Here is a 13,820-nt window from a genome sequence, read left to right on the forward strand (position 1 = left end):
AGCGTCGAGATCCCAGTGCTAGACTTCCTGCTCCTAGCGATTGGGAGGACGAACATGCCCGATAGCGTCTACAAGGTCATTGAACTGGTCGGTACCAGCAGCGACTCATGGGAGAAGGCGGCCGCTAACGCAGTCGAGCAAGCTGCTAAATCTCTCCGAGATCTCCGCATTGCAGAGGTCGTCAAGCTAGATATGCAACTGGATGACAAGGGAAAAGTTGAGGCCTATCGCGCCAAGCTCAACGTATCGTTCAAGTTCGAGGGCTCCTGAGCCTCAGCACCTCGCCGCTTCGGGCGAGGACGGCTCATTGGACAGGCGCGTTGCGGTCCGCCAGCCGGACGCTGTGGCCCATCCCGGAAGTTGGCACTAGTCCGAGCGGGACCGAAATGCTTTGATGCGAAGGAGCGTATGGCGCGTGGTGGCCCCATGTACATGGTCATTCGCAAGTACAGTAAGGTTCGTTCGGTCGCCGACGCCGCTCGTCGCGCCAAGAGCGGCGTCGGTGAGATCCTAAGACAATCGCGGGGATTCAAATCTTACCATGTGCTGGATGCGGGCGACGGTGTCGGTATCGCGGTGATGATATTTGACGACCGCGAAAGCGCCAACGCAGCGAACGCCAAGATACTGGCATTTGTTCAAGCCAGTCTACCCGACCTCGATCTTGGAGTTCCTGAAATCGCTGCCGGCGAGGTTTTGGTGAACTTAGAGCCCAATGGGTCCTCGGGCATCAAGTAGCCGAAAACGCTGCCTGTTGCATGGCCCGCCGCCCGCTGATCGTGCAGTCTATCCGACCTGCATCGCGTTTGCGGCGGTCGCGCCCCGGCACCGGCATATGCCGGCCAAGAATCTGGCGACTGCGCTAATTTTCGAGGAGCACAATGCCATGAAGCAACACACCTCCGAAGCATTTTCCACCACAGCCAGGAAACTGCTCATGCGGATGCGCATCGTGATGCCACCCAGGGATCCCGATGAAGACGAGGAGGATGAAGACGAGGAGGACGAAGACGAGGATGAGCAAGATGATGCCGACGAACCGGCGGTCGTGCGCGAGCCGGACGAAGACTAGACTAGCCGGTGTCTGGCAGTCGCCGTTATACTATCTCTCATGGGCTGGGATGCGAAAGACATAGCGCTTCTCAAAAGGCTCTGGTCCGCGGGGCAGAGCGCGGCGCAGATTGCGCGCCATCTCGGCTGCAGTCGTAACGCGGTATGCGGTATGCTGAACCGTCTGGGCCTGAAGCGCGGCCACAAGCCGCCCACCGCGCAGCCCCAGATAAGGCCGGCCCCGAAGCTGAGACCGTCGTCGGCCGCCTGCGCCCGTCCCATCGCGCGGAGGGTGTCGCCGAGTACAGCAGAGAGGGAGCTGCCAAAGGAATTCAGCCGGCAGCAGCTTTACGCCATTCTGGCTGAGGCGGTCAGAAACACTGGTTAAGAGCTCACCACGAACGTCCTTGCCCTCCCGTCCATGTGTCGGGCCCGCCTCGACGGGTTCGGACGTTCATGAGTACGCGCCTTAGCTCGTTCGCCTACTCTTCCGCATTGTTACGAGCACGATGTCGGCGGCGAGCACGCTCGGCGCTTTGTTGCCGGTCGACACGAACTGATGACGGAGCGGCGAATCCGTCAGCAGCGCGGACAGCGCAGGCGCCAGCTTCTCAAGTTCGAGAAATCCGCTTCAGTTCAACAAGCGAAGAACTCGCGGAAGCAAGTTTAGCCCGTTTCACTCCAATCAGCGGATCGATGGCCGCGTCGTTACTTTGCAAATGAGCGTCGGCCACCCGCGAGCCAGAAACAGGGCCCACCTCACACGCATACGTTGATGGAACCGGGTTTTAGCTCGCGTTGTTCCGGCTCGGGGTCGTCACAGCCACGTCGCTATAGAGAAGCCCTGTATACGGGAGTATAGTCGCCAAAGGCATATTCCCGATCGATCTTGACCGGCTCCGGGAGACGCGATCCGGCATGAGAAATCTGTCGATTGATCCATGACGCGTGAGCAAGAGATGATCATGCAACATGCGATTGAAGTGCCGTCGGTCGCCCTCGATTCGAATGAGAGCAAGCGCCCCGAGGAGGCACTGCGCGAGAGCGAGGAGCGCTTTCGCACGCTGGTGCAATTCTCCTTCGATGTGTACTGGGAAACGGACGCGGAGCATCGCTTCATCCGCCAAGAGTTCGCCGAGACGCTTCCCGAGCCGCCGGTCTCCGAGATCGGCAGGACACGATGGGAGGTCCCGTATCTCGAACCTGACGCAGATGGCTGGCGCAAACACCGGGAGATACTCGACGCTCACCTCCCGTTTCGCGATTTCGAGCTCGCGCGGCCGATGCCCGACGGCGGCAAGCGCTATATTTCCGTCTCTGGGCTGCCCATCTTTGACAAGACAGGGAACTTCGTGGGTTACCGAGGTGTGGGGCGCCACATCACGGAGCGCAAGCGCGCCGAACAGGCGCTGATCGAGAGCGAGGCCCGTTTCCGTACCTTCGTGGACCACGCGACCGATACGTTCATGCTGCACAGTGAAGATGGTCACGTTCTCGATGTGAATCGGAATGCCTGCGAAAGTCTCGGCTACAGCCGGACCGAACTGGTTGGGGCAACTGCGGCCTTGTTCGATCTGGAGATGGATGAAGCGACTTGGCGTCGCAACCGCGAGCGTCTCAAGGCCGGCGGCATCGCTACGCTCGAGAGGCGCTATTGCCGAAAGGATGGCACTGTGTTTCCCGTCGAAGTTCGTATGCGCGAGTTCTGCGAAGTCGGACAGTCACGAATCATTTGTCTGAGCCGCGACATCACCGAACGCAAGCGAACCGCCGAGACGTTCCGCGAGATGCAAGCTGAACTAACACACGCCAATCGCGCGGCGGCAATGGGCCAGGTCACGGCTTCGGTGACACACGAACTAAGCCAACCAATCACCGCGGTGCTCTGCAACGCAGAGGCCGCACTGAACTGGCTAGGAACACAATCTCCGAATTTCGAAAAGGCACAGCAGGCGCTCGTATCCATCGTCACAGAAGCCAAGCGAGGCGGCGAGATCATCAGTTGGATCCGTTCCTTGATCAAGAAAGCTCCGGCGCCGAAGGAGAGCGTCGATGTCAATGGTGCAATCCTGGACGTGATCACCATCGCCCGTAGCGAGCTGCTCAAACATGATGTCTCGATCCAGACCGACCTCGCTCCGGGCTTGCCGCTCGTGAAGGGCTATCGCGTTCAGCTGCAACAGGTGGTTCTCAATTTGATCCTCAACGCGATCGAGGCAATGAACTGTGTCGACGTTGGCGGACGAGAGCTGCGGATCAGCACGGCTGCAGATGCTTCAAATCTCGTTGTTGTCGCCGTACGGGATACCGGACCTGGACTTGACGTCGCAATCGTTGACCGCCTGTTCGAGCCCTTCTACACCACCAAGCCGGACGGAACCGGCATGGGCTTGTCGATTTGCCAATCGATCATCGAGGCGCACGGAGGACGACTTTGGACTGGTGCCAATGAACCACGGGGGGCGGCGTTTCACTTTAGTCTGCCTTCGCAACAGGAGTGATCCACGTCGCTTTAGCGTAACTCACGCCTTCGCTGTTGCGTTTCTTGGCGTCTGCTCTTTGGAGGGCAGCTCACGCTTTGGAGGGGGCAGCTCAAGCAGGCTTCTATGAAACACCCTGGCTCGTTCGCCGACCCTGGCGCATCGTTGCGAGCACGATGTCGGCGGCGAGCACGCTCGGCGATGTGTTGCCGGTCGACATGATCTGATCGAGCCTGGCGAAGGCCTCGACCTGCTGCCGGCGCAGCGGAGACTCCGTCAGCACGTCCCGAAGCGCCGGCGACAGCTTCTCCGGCGTGCATTCCTCCTGCAAATACTCGGGAATGACATCCTTGCCGATCACGAGATTGGCAAGGATCACCGAGGAGACACGGATCGCGCGTCGCAGGATGAACGCCTCGATCGCGCCGACGCGATAGGCCGTCACCATCGGAATGCCCGACAGCGCGAGCTCGAGCGTCACCGTGCCGGATTTCGCCAGCGCGGCGTGAGCGATGCGGAAGGCCGCACGCCGCTCGTTCTCGCCGATCACGATCTGAGGCTTGACCGGCCAGCTCGCGATGCCTTCGCGGATGGTGGCTTCGAGATGCGGCATGGTCGGCAGCATCAGTTCGAACGCACAGCCCTCACCCCTTAAGCGACCGAGCGTTGCGCCGAACACGTCGAGATGATGCCTGACCTCGCTGCGGCGGCTGCCGGGCAGCACCAGCAGCACCGGCGGCTCACTGTCGCGGCGCGCCTGCTCCTCCGCACTCGGCCGCAGCGAGCCCAATTGCTCAATCAGGGGATGGCCGACATAGCTGCAGGGCGGGCCGCCGAGCTTGCGGTATTCCTCGGGCTCGAACGGCAGCAGGCCGAGCACGTGGTCGACATAGCCGAGCATGGTCCGCGCCCGTCCTGGCCGCCATGCCCAGAGCTGCGGCGAGACGTAGTCGACGATCGGGATCGCGGGATTGCGCGCGCGCACGCGGCGGGCGACGCGATGGGTGAAGTCGGGGCTGTCGATGATGACGAGCACGTCGGGCGCGGCCTCGGTCACTGCGTCGGCGGTCTGCCGGATCAGCCGCAGGATCTTCGGCAATTGCTGCAGCACCGCGGCAAACCCGACGATCGAGAGCTCCTCGATCGGAAACAGCGATTCCAGGCCCTCGCGCGCCATGGTGCGGCCGCCGACGCCGACGAACTGCACGCCGTCGCCGAGGCGCTGGCGCAGCACCTTCATCAAGGCGCTGCCGAGCCTGTCGCCGGATTCCTCCGTCGCGATCAGGAAGATCTTGCGCTTGGGATCACGCGACATCACGCGGGCAGGCCGATGACGAAGAGATATTTGGCATCGGCAAGCGCGATCATCGCCTGCGGCTCGGCGGCGATGGTGTTGCCCGCGATGACGGCGATGCCGGCAAGGCCGGCAGCCGCGACGCCCTCGATGGTGCGCGGACCGATCGTCGGCAGGTCGAAGCGCAGGTCCTGGCCGCTCTTCGGCGCCTTCACCAGCACGCCGCGTCCGGTAGCGGCGCGGATGCGGCCCTCCTCGCGCAGCCGCGCGACGCGGGCGAGCAGCGCGTCGGTGCCCTCGATGTCCTCGACCGCCACCACGTGGCCATCGATCACGACCACGGCCTGGCCGATGTCGAACGGGCCGAGTGCGGTCAGCACCGCCCGGCCCCGGTCGGTATCGGCCTTGCTGGCATCGCTCGGCCAGGCGCGGCTGATGCAGCCCTCGGGCATCAGGAGATCCGGCGCGACGTCCTTGATGCCGACCATCCGGAAGCCGTCCTGCTCGAGGATGCGGCCCACACCCGACAGCAAATGATCGTCGCCGCCACGGAAGGCGCGGATGACGTTGCCGAGCAGGCGCAGCGTCGTGAAGTCGAACCGGATCTCGGACAGCGAAGGCCGCACCAACGTGCCGATGAAGATCAGGTCGCGGCAGCCCTCCTCGCGGAACAGCCGCATCGCGCGTCCGAGCTGGCCGACGGAGATCCAGCGATGCCGATACTTCTCCACCCGCTGGGGATCGCAGGCGCCGCGCAGCGGAAACAGCACCGGCGTGATGCCGTGCGCGGCGAGCGACTCGGCGACCGCAAACGGCATGGCACCGCCGCCGGCGACGATGCCGACCGGTGACGAAACCTGCAAAGCCGCCGATGTCGTGCCCGCGGCCATCCCAAGATCACTCCAAGATCATTTCAAGATCACTTCGCGATGGCGGGAAGACAGAGCGGGCGCTTGCCCTTGCCGATGAAGTCGAGAATTTCGGCGATCGCGGGGTCCTCGCCCGCGAGCGGCCGCGCCGCCTCCAGCCGCTCGGCGAAGGTGCCGGCGCCATGGAATAGCTTCTGGTAGAACGCGCGCACGGTGGCAAGCCGCTGCTTGGTGAACTTGCGACGCTTCATGCCGATCAGATTGAGGCCCTCGAGCACGGCATATTGGCCGTTGACGAGACCGAACGGAATGATGTCGTCGCGCACGCCACACACGCCGCCGACCATGACCTGCGGTCCGATACGGGTGAACTGATGCACGGCGGACAGCCCGCCGATGAAGACGAAGTCGCCGATCTCGCAATGGCCGCCGAGCGTTGCCGAGGTCGCGAAGATCACGTCGTTGCCGAGATGGCAGTCGTGGCCGACGTGGCTGCAGTTCATGAAATAGCCGCGGTCGCCAACCGAGGTGACGCCCCCGCCAGCGACGGTACCCGCGTTCATGGTGACGGATTCGCGGATGGTGCAGCCCGCGCCGATCCTGAGCTGCGTCAGCTCGCCACGATAGCTGAGCGATTGCGGCGGCGTGCCCAGCGAAGCGAACGGATAGATGGTGCAGCCGTCGCCGATCGTGGTCTGCGCCGTGATGTGCACATGCCCGATCAGCTTGCAGTTCGTGCCGATGACGACGTTCGGGCCGATGATGCAATAGGGTCCGATCTCGGTGCCCTCGCCGATCACGGCGCCGTCCGCGATCCGCGCGGTGGGATCAATCTTGCTCATCAAGCCAATCTTACTCGTCAAGAAGGTCGGGTTATGTATTGAAGTCGCTCGGTTTTCGGCTGGTTAGCGCGACTATGCCCGATCTGTCCAGTGACGTATCATCTCGCCGTGTTTCAAGTGCCGGATGAGGCGGCCTTCCCGTCCCGTCGTCAGGTTCATGCGGAGCTTCAACGATCGTGGTCAGGGCCCTGATCCTTCTGCTGGCGCAGCTCGCGGATACTCCGATCGTGTCGGAGGCGGTCGAGACCGGCGAACACCGCCTGGTCGATCTCCGGACATTCGAGTGCCGGGACATCACCCGCAGCACGGTGCTTCAGCGGGTCTGTTACGATCGCGCGCAGCAGGACCTGATCGTCGCGAGCAACGGCGCCTATCACCGCTATTGCGGCGTGACGGCCGATACGGTCGAACGCCTCCTCGTCGCGCCCTCCATGGGCCAGTTCTTCAACCGGACGATCAGGCGGGAGGCGGCCGGCGGCCGCTACGATTGCACCTGAGCCCAGTGCCGCTCAATCGGTCAACATGGCGCCGACGTCGGCTTCGGCAACGACCTGACCGTTGACCTTTGCATCGCCGTGAAACCACCACATGGTCTTGCGGCGGCCGAGCGAGCGCATGTGATACTCGATCGTATCGCCCGGCAGCACCGGCTTGCGAAACTTGCACTTGTCGATGGTGAGGAAATAGACCGCCCGCGGCTTCTCGGTGCCCTCGACCGACTTGATGCCGATCACGCCCGCGGTCTGCGCCATCGCCTCGATCATCATGACACCGGGATAAACCGGACGCTCGGGGAAATGTCCCTGGAACGCCGGCTCGTTGAAGGTGACGTTCTTGATGCCGATGCCGCTGTAATCGGCGCGGATGTTGATCACGCGGTCGATCAGCAGCATCGGAAAGCGGTGCGGCAGTGTCTGGAGGATCGCGTTGATGTCCACCAGCTCGAACTTAACAGGTGATTCCGCCGTCATTCCCGTCCCTCGTCCTTCGGATCGGCCTTGCTGTCGCGTACCAGCCGCTCCACCGCGATGATCTCCTTGAACCATTGCTTGGTCGGCTTGGCGAAGTGCCCGCCCCAGCGGCCGCCCGGCGGGATGTCGTCCTTGACCGCGCTCATCGCCGTCACCTGCGCCCCGTCGCCGATCTTGAGGTGATTGTTGATGCCAACCTTCGCTCCGAGCGCCACGTTGTCGCCGACGGTCAGGCTGCCGGCGAGCCCGATCTGGGCCGCGAGCAGGCAGTGCCGGCCGATCGTCACATTGTGGCCGATCTGGACCTGATTGTCGATTTTGGTCCCCTCGCCGATCACGGTGTCACGCAAGGACCCCCGGTCGATCGTGGTGTTGGCCCCGACCTCGACGTCGTTCTGGATCAGCACGCGCCCGGTCTGCGGCACCTTCAGATGGCCCTCCGGGCCGAAGAAGATGAAGCCGTAGCCGTCCTGGCCGATCGAGCAGCCGGGATGGATCAGCACGTTGTTGCCGATCAGGGCGCACTGGATAGCGGTCCGGGCGCCGACATTGCAATCCCGGCCGATCTTGACGCCGGGACCGATCACCGCCCCGACGCCAATCACAGTGCCACTGCCGATCTCGACGTCCGGGCCGATCACGGCCAGGGGGTCGACGACCACGCCGTCCTCGAGCCGGGCCGTGGGATCGATGATGGCCGATGGCGCGATACCGTCGTTGCCGACCCAGGATTGCGGCCGCAGCGCGTCGGCGTGCCATTCCCGCGCGATCCGGACGAAGGCGCGGAATGGCTGCGCCACCCGCAGCACGGCCACATGTTCGGGCACCTCGGCCTCGAAGCGCGGACTGACCAGACAGGCCCCCGCCTTGGTCGCCCTGAGCTGATCGGCGTATTTGAGGTTGTCGAAGAACGCCAGATGCATCGGGCCCGCTTCGTCGAGCGAAGCAAGGCCCGTGATGACGTGGCCGCCCCTCGCGGGATCGACCAGCTGCGCCTTGGTCAGCGTGGCAATGTCGGCCAACGCTGCGGCAGGCGGCTTTGTGAAGAAGGTCGGCTGCGCCATTCCACCCCGTCGCGGTCCGGCTTCGGCATGAAGCGGTCAGGCCGCATCATGCCTCATGTCTTGGATCGGCACGATCCCTTTCGGAAACCGCCTCCGGTGATCGGGATCGTGCCGTGCTGATCGAACTAGAACGTGGTGCCGCCGCCGAACCGGAATTCCTGCGTGCGGTCGTACTTGCCCTTGCTGAGCGGCACGGCGTAGTCGAAGCGCAGCGGTCCGAACGGCGACTGCCAGATCACGCCGACACCGACCGACGAGCGGACGACCTTGCTGTCGTCATAGACGAGACCGGTGCAGGTTCCCGTGCTCGAGGGATTGATGGTCGACGGGATACAGCCCGGCGCGTTGATCTCGTTGGTGGTGGTCCAGCTCGTCGGTCCCTTGTAGTCGTAGAGGCCGCCGGCGTCGGCATACACCGCGCCCTTCAGACCCACTTCCTTGGGTAGGAACCAGAACGGCATCTGCAGTTCGAACGAAGCACCCCAGTATTGGGTGCCGCCGAGCGCATCCTGCGTGCCGAACGGGTTCAAGTCGCGCGGACCGATGCCGTTCGGGGCAAAGCCGCGGACGAGGTTCGGGCCCATCTGGAAGTGGTCGAGCATACGCAGATCGCTGCCGATCTTGTTCAGCATGCCGCCTTGCAGGCGGACGAGGCCGACGATATCGGACACGAGCGGAGTGTAGTACTTCGCGTCGACGACCGACTTCAGATAGGAGACATCGCCGCCGACGCCGGCGAAGTCCTGCCGGAAGTCGACGAGCAGACCGTCGGTCGGGTTCTTGTTGTTGTCCAGCGTGTTGTAGGTCAGCGTGTAGCCGACCGCCGAGGTCAGAGTCTTGCCGTTGGCGAGCTCCTTGCGCACCGGCAGCGAGGCTTCGCCATCGTTGTAGCAACCAAGCGGCGAGGTGTTCGCGGGACTGGGCGGGTTGCCGGCCGCAATGAAGGCCGGGCTCGGATTGTAGTTGGGATCGAAGATGTTGTTGTTACAGTTGGCCAAGTAGCTCGGCAGCGTGATCTCCTGCCGGTAGATCGAGTAGCGCACCTGGAGCGAGAGATCTTCGCGCAAGGAGAAGCCGAGGCGCGGCGAGAAGCCGAGCGTCTTGGTGCCGTAGGAGATGTAGCTGTTGGACTTCTGCTCACGCTGATAGAGGTCGAGGCCGAGCGCGACGCGGTAGTCGAGCAGATACGGCTCGACGAACGACAGCGAATAGCCGCGCGCATACTGGCCATAGGTCACCGCGGCCTTGGCGAACAGGCCGCGACCGAGCAGGTTGCGTTCGGAGATCGAGACTTCTGCCAGCGCGCCGTCGGTGGTGGAGTAACCGCCCGAGACCGAGAAGTCGCCGGTCGACTTTTCTTCCATGTCGACGATCAGGATGACGCGGTCACTCGACGAGCCCGGCTCGGTCGTGATCTTCACGCTCTTGAAATAGTCGAGGTTCTTCAGGCGCCGCTCGGCACGGTCGACCAGCGCGCGGTTGTAGGCGTCGCCTTCCGAGATGTCGAACTCGCGGCGGATCACGTAGTCGCGCGTGCGGGTGTTGCCGCGCAGGTTGATGCGCTCGATATAGGTGCGCGGGCCCTCGTCGATGTTGAACACGACGGACACTGTGTGCGCTTCGAAGTTGCGGTCGCCGCCGGGCCGGACCACGGCAAAGGCATAGCCGCGGCGGGAGGCTTCGATCTGCATCTCCTCGACCGACTTCTCGACCAATTCGACGTTGTAGAGCGAGCCGACATTGAGGCGCGAATAGGCGCGCATCGAGCTCGGATCGAAGTTCGGAATGCTGCTGCGGAAATCCACCGCGCCGACACGGTATTGCTGACCTTCCTCGATCTTGAAGGTGACGTTGAAGCCCTTCTTCTCCGGATCGTATTCGGTCAGCGCCGCGACGACCTGCACGTCGGCGAAGCCGTTCTTGAGGTAGAATCGGCGGATCAGGTCGCGATCGGCTTCGACGCGATCGGGATCGTAGACGTCACCGCTGCCGAGGAAGCTCAGCAGATTCGTCTCGCGCGTCTTGATCACGTCGCGGAGGCGGTAGGACGAGAAGGCATTGTTGCCGACGAACTCGATCGACCGGACGCCGGTCTTGACGCCCTCCTCGACCGTGAAGATCAGGTCGACGCGGTTGTTCGGCTGCTCGATGATCTCGGGCGTGACGCGCACGTCGTAGCGGCCGGAGCGGCGATAGATTTCGGCGATACGGAGCGTGTCCGACTGCACCATGGCGCGGGAGAAGGTGCCGCGGGCCTTGGACTGGACTTCAGCAGTGAGCTGCTCGTCCTTGATCTTCTTGTTGCCCTCGAAGGCGATACGGCCGATCACCGGGTTTTCCACCACGGAGACGATGAGCTGGCCGCCGGAACCGCGGTTGATCCTGACGTCCTGGAACAGGCCGGTCTCGATCAACGCCTTGAGGCCGTCGTCGATGGCGGCCTGATCCAGCCGGCCGCCGGGACCCGGCTTGAAATAGGAGCGGATCGTCTCCACCTCGACGCGGCGATTCCCTTCGACGGAAATCGACTGAACGGTCTGGGCGAGCGCAGACGAAGACACGAAAACAGCCCCAACCGGGGCAACCACCGGCGCGCCGAACAAGATCAGGGTCGCGAGCAAGCCCCCCCGGAGTCGCAGTCCAAACTTCATCGCGCAACGCGCCCTTATCATTCCCTGCCAGACCCAACCCCAACGCCGGTCCGGAGATTCCCCAAGTTCAGGCCGCTTGTAGCCAATTTCGCCGACGCCGCAAACGGCCGAAAGCGCCGTAATTTCAATTTCATTCCAAGACGTTGCTCAACAGCAACGCCACAAAAAAGCCCCTATCAGGAAGCTGCCATCCGCAGGATGTCGTTGTAGGTCGCAAACACCATCAACATCAGCACCAGGCCAAGCCCGATTCGGAACCCCATTTCCTGGGTCCGCTCGGACAAAGGCCGGCCCCGGACCACCTCGGCCGCATAGAACATCAGGTGGCCGCCATCGAGCAGCGGGATCGGGAACAGGTTCAAAAGGCCGATCGACACCGACAGCACCGCGCAGAGATTGATCACGAACTGGAACCCGGCGCTGGCCGCCTGCCCCGACATTTTCGCGATTCCCAGGACGCCGCTGACCTCGTTCGGATTGCCCTGGCCGACGAACAGCGAGCCCAGGAACTTGAAGGTGCTGGTGATGATGAACCAGACCTGCTCGACTCCGATCTTGAGCGCTTCGCCGACGCCGACCGGGGTAGTCGAGGCCTCCCCGGCCTGCGACTTGTGCTCGATGCCGAGAACGCCGAGACGGTGGCTGTTGCCGAACGGGTCCTTGCGCTCCAGCAGCGCCGGGGTGGCGGTCAGCGAGACGACGGCGCCGTCACGCTTCACCTGGAAGGTAAGAGCCGAACCGGCGTTCATCGCAACGATTCGCTGCATGTCGGCAAAGCTCTCGATCGGCTTGCCGTCGATCTGGATGACGACGTCGCCCACCTTGAAGCCGGCGGCAGCCGCCGCGCCGTTGGCGACGACACCGTCGACCCGGGCGATCGTGCTGGGCTTGCCGTAATAGAGCGCCATTCCGGCGAAGATCAGCGCGCCCAGGATGAAATTGGCGATTGGTCCGGCCGCGACGATCGCCGCCCGGGGACCAACCTTCTTGTGGTGGAAGCTGCCGGCGCGCTCCTCGGCCGACATAGCCGCCAGCGTCTGGGCCGACGGGGTCGAGGCCTCGCTCTCGTCGCCGAAGAACTTGACGTAGCCGCCGAGCGGGATCGCCGAGATCTTCCAGCGGGTGCCATGGCGGTCGTTGAAGCCGACCAGCTCGGGGCCGAAGCCGAGCGAAAAGGTTAACACGCGTACGCCCGCCCAGCGCGCGACCAGGAAATGGCCGAGCTCGTGGAAGAACACGACAATGGTCAGGACGAACAGGAAGGGAACCGCGTAGCCGAGGAGCCCATGGCTCAAAGTATTGAAACTATGGACGAAAAAGTCGATCATCGAATTCCCTCACCCAGCGCCGCAAGGCCCTGGTCCCGAACCAACTAGGATGCCTTTAAGGCAATTTGAGGCAATAGGGCGGCAGCCCTATTTCGCGCAACATGGTCAACAGAGATTGCATCGTCTGCGGAGGTCAGGGGCGCCTGGTTGCCGCCTTTGATCCAATCCTCGAGGGTCGCCTCGACCAGCCGGGCAATCGCCCCGAACCGGATCTTGCCGCCGATGAAGGCGGCCACCGCGACCTCGTTGGCGGCATTGTAGACGGTGGTCGCGCCCTTCCCGGTCCGGAGCGATTCGTAGGCCAGCCGCAGTCCGGGGAAGCGCTCGAAGTCCGGCGCTTCGAAGGTCAGCTGGCCGATCTTGGCAAGGTCGAGCTTGGCCGCCGGGCCCTTGATTCGATCGGGCCAGCCGAGGCAATGGGCGATCGGCGTCCTCATGTCGGGCGCACCGAGCTGGGCCACCACCGAGCGGTCGGAAAACTCGACCATGCCGTGGATGATCGACTGCGGATGAACCAGCACGTCGATCTCGTCCGGCGAGAGCGCGAACAGATAGGACGCCTCGATCACCTCGAGCCCCTTGTTCATCATGGAGGCCGAATCGATCGTGATCTTCTGGCCCATGCTCCAGTTCGGATGCTTCAGGGCCTGCTCGAGCGTCGCCTGCTCGATGTCTGAGGGCTTCCAGGTCCGGAACGGGCCGCCGGAGGCGGTGATGATAACGCGGACGAGCTCGTCGCGATTGCCTGAGCTTAGCGCCTGGAACAGCGCGTTGTGCTCGGAATCGGCCGGCAGGATGCAGGCGCCGGCTTTTGCCGCGCGCTGCATGAAGAAGTCGCCGGCGCAGACCAGGCACTCCTTGTTGGCGAGCGCGACATGCGCGCCGCGATCGACCGCGGCGAGCGCCGGCTTCAGCCCGGCAGCGCCGCTGACCGCCGCCATCACCCAGTCGGCCGGACGCGCGCCGGCCTCGATCACCGCGCTTTCGCCGGCGCCGCATTCGGTACTGGTGCCCGCGAGCGCAGCCTTGAGCTCGGCGAGCTTGGAGGTGTCGGCGATCGCGACATAGCGCGCGTTGAATTCCTTGGCGAGCTTGGCGAGCGCTGCGACATTGCCGTTCGCCGTCAGCGCCTCGACACGGTAGCGCTCGGGCGAGGCGCGCAAGAGATCCATCGTGCTGTCGCCGATCGAGCCGGTGGCACCGAGGACCGTGACGCTGCGAATGTCGGACGCAGCAAGCCTGTTGTTACGCAAGGGAACGGCGCTCATATC

The 13,820-nt window shown here is 63.6% G+C and carries 14 protein-coding genes and 1 pseudogene; 6 read left to right on the forward strand and 9 right to left on the reverse strand.

The annotated features are described in order from the left end of the window. The first annotated feature begins 54 nt into the window (after positions 1-54). The 4 genes from I6F36_RS01110 to I6F36_RS01125 all read left to right on the forward strand — a co-directional run bounded on the left by I6F36_RS01110 (position 55) and on the right by I6F36_RS01125 (position 1,438). Positions 55-270, forward strand: a complete 216-nt coding sequence (locus I6F36_RS01110; protein ID WP_035699963.1) for a dodecin family protein — start codon at positions 55-57, stop codon at positions 268-270. Between the two features lie 156 nt (positions 271-426). Continuing rightward, positions 427-738 (forward strand): hypothetical protein, encoded by a 312-nt coding sequence (locus tag I6F36_RS01115; RefSeq protein WP_057030484.1) that lies wholly within the window; start codon positions 427-429, stop codon positions 736-738. 148 nt (positions 739-886) lie between these two features. After that, positions 887-1,072 (forward strand): hypothetical protein, encoded by a 186-nt coding sequence (locus I6F36_RS01120; protein ID WP_036025247.1) that lies wholly within the window; start codon positions 887-889, stop codon positions 1,070-1,072. A gap of 39 nt (positions 1,073-1,111) precedes the next feature. Further along, complete coding sequence (locus tag I6F36_RS01125; protein ID WP_036010004.1) at positions 1,112-1,438, forward strand: GcrA family cell cycle regulator; 327 nt, start codon at positions 1,112-1,114, stop codon at positions 1,436-1,438. 81 nt (positions 1,439-1,519) lie between these two features. Here the strand turns inward: I6F36_RS01125 and I6F36_RS01130 are convergent. Next, a pseudogene (locus I6F36_RS01130) lies at positions 1,520-1,663 on the reverse strand (lipid-A-disaccharide synthase); the annotation flags it as partial. A gap of 328 nt (positions 1,664-1,991) precedes the next feature. Here I6F36_RS01130 and I6F36_RS01135 point away from each other — a divergent pair. Next, positions 1,992-3,551 carry a PAS domain-containing sensor histidine kinase gene (locus tag I6F36_RS01135; protein ID WP_225170906.1) on the forward strand — a complete coding sequence of 520 codons (1,560 nt, stop codon included), beginning with the start codon at positions 1,992-1,994 and terminating at the stop codon, positions 3,549-3,551. Between the two features lie 103 nt (positions 3,552-3,654). Here the strand turns inward: I6F36_RS01135 and lpxB are convergent, their stop codons facing one another. From lpxB to lpxA, 3 genes are read right to left on the reverse strand one after another with little or no spacing between them, the layout of a single operon-like run. After that, positions 3,655-4,845, reverse strand: a complete 1,191-nt coding sequence (gene lpxB / locus I6F36_RS01140) for a lipid-A-disaccharide synthase (RefSeq protein ID WP_225170907.1) — start codon at positions 4,843-4,845, stop codon at positions 3,655-3,657. Beyond that, positions 4,845-5,714: an LpxI family protein gene (locus I6F36_RS01145; protein ID WP_036038899.1), complete on the reverse strand. Its 870-nt coding sequence runs from the start codon at positions 5,712-5,714 to the stop codon at positions 4,845-4,847. Before I6F36_RS01145 ends, lpxB begins: the two co-directional genes overlap by 1 nt. 29 nt (positions 5,715-5,743) lie before the next feature. Continuing rightward, on the reverse strand, positions 5,744-6,535 hold the full coding sequence (gene lpxA, locus I6F36_RS01150; protein ID WP_225170908.1) for an acyl-ACP--UDP-N-acetylglucosamine O-acyltransferase: 792 nt from the start codon (positions 6,533-6,535) through the stop codon (positions 5,744-5,746). A 176-nt stretch (positions 6,536-6,711) separates the two neighbouring features. Here lpxA and I6F36_RS01155 point away from each other — a divergent pair, with 176 nt between their 5' ends. Continuing rightward, complete coding sequence (locus I6F36_RS01155; RefSeq protein ID WP_225140032.1) at positions 6,712-7,032, forward strand: KTSC domain-containing protein; 321 nt, start codon at positions 6,712-6,714, stop codon at positions 7,030-7,032. Positions 7,033-7,044: 12 nt separating this feature from the next. Here the strand turns inward: I6F36_RS01155 and fabZ are convergent, their stop codons facing one another. From fabZ to dxr, 5 genes are all read right to left on the reverse strand, one after another. Continuing rightward, positions 7,045-7,506 carry a 3-hydroxyacyl-ACP dehydratase FabZ gene (fabZ, locus tag I6F36_RS01160; protein ID WP_036010015.1) on the reverse strand — a complete coding sequence of 154 codons (462 nt, stop codon included), beginning with the start codon at positions 7,504-7,506 and terminating at the stop codon, positions 7,045-7,047. Beyond that, on the reverse strand, positions 7,503-8,570 hold the full coding sequence (lpxD, locus tag I6F36_RS01165; RefSeq protein WP_225170909.1) for a UDP-3-O-(3-hydroxymyristoyl)glucosamine N-acyltransferase: 1,068 nt from the start codon (positions 8,568-8,570) through the stop codon (positions 7,503-7,505). The genes fabZ and lpxD overlap by 4 nt, the downstream gene beginning before the upstream one ends. Before the next feature lie 125 nt (positions 8,571-8,695). Then, positions 8,696-11,221, reverse strand: coding sequence for an outer membrane protein assembly factor BamA (gene bamA, locus I6F36_RS01170; RefSeq protein ID WP_225170910.1), 2,526 nt, complete (start codon positions 11,219-11,221; stop codon positions 8,696-8,698). Between the two features lie 176 nt (positions 11,222-11,397). Beyond that, positions 11,398-12,549, reverse strand: coding sequence for an RIP metalloprotease RseP (gene rseP / locus I6F36_RS01175; RefSeq protein ID WP_036010021.1), 1,152 nt, complete (start codon positions 12,547-12,549; stop codon positions 11,398-11,400). Between the two features lie 44 nt (positions 12,550-12,593). Beyond that, on the reverse strand, positions 12,594-13,817 hold the full coding sequence (gene dxr / locus I6F36_RS01180; protein ID WP_225125195.1) for a 1-deoxy-D-xylulose-5-phosphate reductoisomerase: 1,224 nt from the start codon (positions 13,815-13,817) through the stop codon (positions 12,594-12,596). Positions 13,818-13,820 lie beyond the last annotated feature (3 nt).

The organism is Bradyrhizobium sp. BRP19, assembly GCF_020194195.1.
Lineage (GTDB): Bacteria > Pseudomonadota > Alphaproteobacteria > Rhizobiales > Xanthobacteraceae > Bradyrhizobium > Bradyrhizobium yuanmingense.